Source organism: Vreelandella salicampi, from assembly GCF_013415105.1.
GTDB classification, from domain to species: Bacteria; Pseudomonadota; Gammaproteobacteria; order Pseudomonadales; family Halomonadaceae; genus Vreelandella; species Vreelandella salicampi.
Genome location: NZ_JACCDF010000029.1, coordinates 1 through 3,741, shown reverse-complemented (window position 1 = coordinate 3,741; position 3,741 = coordinate 1). Strand labels below are relative to the sequence as shown.

General features: G+C 46.9%; 4 protein-coding genes. 2 read left to right on the top strand and 2 right to left on the bottom strand.

Translation table 11 applies throughout. The annotated features are described in order from the left end of the window. Positions 1-144 precede the first annotated feature (144 nt). Together HZS81_RS17775 and HZS81_RS17770 are read right to left on the bottom strand one after the other, a co-directional pair. Positions 145-1,001, bottom strand: a protein-coding gene (locus HZS81_RS17775) for an IS5 family transposase (RefSeq protein ID WP_179931860.1) whose coding sequence is annotated in 2 segments (ribosomal slippage) — positions 145-642 and positions 645-1,001 — 855 coding nt in all. Because the reading frame shifts where the segments join, the coding sequence is not laid out codon by codon here. Positions 1,002-1,050: 49 nt separating this feature from the next. Next, positions 1,051-1,998, bottom strand: coding sequence for an integron integrase (locus HZS81_RS17770; RefSeq protein ID WP_179931859.1), 948 nt, complete (start codon positions 1,996-1,998; stop codon positions 1,051-1,053). A gap of 319 nt (positions 1,999-2,317) precedes the next feature. On the opposite strand from HZS81_RS17770, the gene HZS81_RS17765 reads away from it, so the two are divergent. Both HZS81_RS17765 and HZS81_RS17760 read left to right on the top strand, forming a co-directional pair. Continuing rightward, a complete protein-coding gene (locus HZS81_RS17765; protein WP_179931858.1) occupies positions 2,318-2,479 on the top strand; it encodes a hypothetical protein in 162 nt (53 codons plus the stop codon). A 325-nt stretch (positions 2,480-2,804) separates the two neighbouring features. Further along, positions 2,805-3,590: a hypothetical protein gene (locus HZS81_RS17760; protein WP_179931857.1), complete on the top strand. Its 786-nt coding sequence runs from the start codon at positions 2,805-2,807 to the stop codon at positions 3,588-3,590. Positions 3,591-3,741 lie beyond the last annotated feature (151 nt).

Genomic DNA, 3,741 nt, shown 5'->3' with positions numbered 1-3,741 from the left:
GGCTTAAAGAATGTCGCCGCATCGCCACACGCTATGAAAAGCTGGCAAGTAGCTTTAAGGCGATGGTATGCGTGGCGTGCATCGACCGTTGCTTGCGAGCCAACTTTTCGTACAAAACCTAAGTGATGGCATCCAGGGGGCTTGTTAGGCTTTGTCTGAAAAATTAGCTCGTAAGCAGCGATCTATGCACCCTAGGCATACCATCGCCTTGAAGCTGCTTTCGAGTTTATCGTAGCGCGTGCAAATATGGCGCAGTTCTTTTACCCACCCAATGCAGCGCTCAATGATATTTCTTTCTCGATATTTGGGCTTATCAAAGCCGCGTGGCAGTCCGGGGCGCGACTTACGCTGCATGTTACGGCTTGCGATAATCGGCTTTATCCCGCGTCTATCACAGTAACGGCGAAGAAAATCACTGTCGTAGCCCTTATCGCCCACGAGAAACCGGCAGCGTTTTCGAGGACGCCCTGAGAAGCCGGGCAAACGTATACATTCCAGAGTGGAAATGAAGTGCTGTGTATCCGAATGCTGTCCGGGTGATAGCGTAAATGCCAAAGGCCAGCCGTTTCGATCACAGACCATATGAATTTTGGTCGTTAAGCCGCCTCGGCTACGTCCCAACGCATGATCTATGGGTTCTTGCTGGCCCCCTTTTTGCCGCCTCCCGAGGCGGCGCGTGTGGCACGAATTGACGTTGAATCGATCATCCACGTATCCAGATCCATCAAACCGTCTTCACGCAATCGTAGCTGCAAGCGCGCTAAAACTGCTTCAAAAGTGCCATCATCGCGCCATTGCCGGAATCGGTCATAAACCGTTTTCCAAGGGCCATAACGGTCGGGTATATCCCGCCATTTGGCCCCAGAACAAAGGATCCAAAAAATGCCGTTTAGCATTTGGCGATCATCACGACGGGGACGGCCAGTCGTTTTCGCTGGAGATACCACAAGATCTTTGATGAGCTCCCAGCCCTGATCAGAGATTTCGTAACGTCCTGCCATACATCACCTATGCAACTGCTGCATAGTAAACATTAGCAAAATCAGGTTTTCAGACAAAGCCTAAGCCTGCAAAATGTTGGCCAAGCACATGGGTATAAATCTGCGTGGTAGCTACGTCAGAATGCCCAAGCAACTCCTGGACCGTTCGGATATCTCTGCCGTTTCTCAGTAGTTCCGTGGCAAAACTGTGGCGAAATGTATGGCAAGAGACCCGTTTGTTAGACAGCTTTGCAGCAACCACGGCTTTCTTTAACGCCTTTCTGGGTACAGAATCATGCAAATGATGGCGACACAACACGCCAGTGACGGGGTGGCGAGAAATACTGCTAGATGGAAACAAATACATCCACGCAGGTTGCCGATAGGCAGAAGGGTATTTTTTTGCCAGAACACCCGGGATAGAAGGGCCAATACTTTCCTTGTTGTCTCGTACTTGCAGCTCTAGCGCATTGCTGATTACGTTTCTCGTGCTTTCATAAAGGGTCGGGCTAAAGATGGTTACTCTGTCTTTTGCCCCTTTACCATCTCTCACTGTTATTGATCCTCGAGAGAAATCGATGTCTTTTACCCTTAAGCGCAGGCACTCAGTAATTCGCAACCCGGAACCGTACAAAAGCGAAAAAATCAGTTTATCTCTACCGGTCATTTCCTTGATGATGCTGGCAACTTCAGCCGCCATAAGTACTTCAGGCAAACGCTGTGGCTTGGAGGCATAATTGAATTCAAGATCACCCAATGGCTGCTTCAAGAATTGGTTATACAAATACGCCAGCGCGTTCAATGCTATACGCTGGGTGTTGACTGCCACATTGCGCTTAGTGGCCAGGTAGCCCAGGAAACGAACAACTTCAGCTGCCCCCATCTCACTTGGATGGCGGCAATTGTTGTAGAGAATGAAAGAGCGTATCCAGTAAATGTAGGTTTTCTCAGTCCGAATGCTCATCCCTCGGACGCGGATAGACGTACGAACCTCATTCAGGAAAGGGCTACTAGCCATCTTAGGAAAGCCTCTCTTGGTGTGTATGTGTATACAGTATAATCAAGTGTTTTCAGTCTGCAATGCGTGTTTTCCCGCATGCTTGACATGGGTTTGTGCTCAAATTTGCGAGTGTAGTTTTATAAAGTCCTTTAATAACAAAGAGTTGATAACTTTCTTTGCATGTTTATGTGCAATTTGTAATGATAGCTAAAAATGTTAACGCGCATGCGCATTTTTCTAGCGAGCCTTAGAGTGAGAAGTTGGTGCTTATCCCTTTTCTACCAATAGGTTAGAGGCTTTTAGAAAAGCAGGGCTTCCCAGAAAAACGCGCATGCGCATGAATAAAGCTGTTAAAGGCCTTGGCTCCGGTGGTCATTGGCTGGGTGCTGGCATCGGCTTCAGCGGTTGCCCGCAGACAGAAAACATCCCTCAGTCTGGCAACGGTTTCGCCGGCCAGTTCGGCGTACAGGTCACGGGGCAATCCGGCGCAGGATTCTGAGTTCAGCCTCTCATTCGGTGTTCTGGCTCCTAGCGCCATGGGTTAGATTGGTACACAGTATCTGGAGTAGGCATTCGGTATTGGGTGCCAGTTCAAAAACCAAGGGTAAACAGGCCCTTAACAAGTCGCATCAGTACGCGGCCTACGGCCGCCGGACACCCTTTCCGTGGCTCCTCCGTCGCCACTCCAAGGGTGCCGCTGTGCTCAGCGTTAAACTCCAAAGGAGTTCATCATCACATCAATAGTTTGTTGGAGAAATCAAGAGGAATACGATTCAATTTGGGCTGTGAGTGATTCTCGAGTTACGGGGAGTAATGGCAGTATTATGACAGATAACTGCCCCAAGTTATTTAAGATAAATGTAACTGCATTTGAAGAAAGTGACTATCTCAAAGTTAGACCAATTAAGCTATTAAGCTTAGGTTTTGGATTTTCGGGTAGCACTTTAATCGGAAATAATGTCAAGGAAATGTTGAGTACGTTTCTTGGAAACCTCAGAGAAGCTTATTTCTATGATGTTCCTGACTATCCATTTGATCAGCGTATACCGACCTTAATGCAGATTGCTGAGTTGGCTAAAAAGATTGGGGAGCGGTATGTTATGAGTTTGGGGAGATCATACCCTACAAATGCTAGATGCGAATTTTCATTATTTGGTTATTGTGACAAATCATCATCATTAAAGGCATACAAACTATCAAACTCACCAAAAAAACCAACTGAAATCAACATAGAAGAAGCGAATATTTCTAATGGTTCATTTCTAATCATTGGTGATCGTAAGCCGGAGATCTCTGACCTTATTGAAGAGAAGAGATCTCAATTTGAAGTAAAAAGCCTAAACTGGTGGAGGGCACCATTTATTACGCTTGCAAACATTCTTTGTGAAGAGAATGCAGCAACAATTGGTGGCTATCTACAGTTTTGTATTTCTTCTTCTATTGATACAAGGATGTATTTCACATCGCCTTCTGAGGGAGCTGGTGCAAGTCTTGTTGGATTTGATCTGTTGACGGAAATTGGGATGATTGGTGGTTTTCTTCCAGATATAAGTGTAGGTATGTCGATGCTTGGCCCAAATGGCTGGAAATTAACAAGTGGTTCCAAGTGACGCCTACGGCGAACCTGAACCAATCGTTAAGGAACCGCTGAACAATTAGCCTCTGAGCGGCTGAAGGGCTCAGAGTAGCAAAATCACCGCATCAGCGATCATTTTCTGACCATCTCAGGTGATCTGTTTTTCCTGCCAGCCGGACTATCCG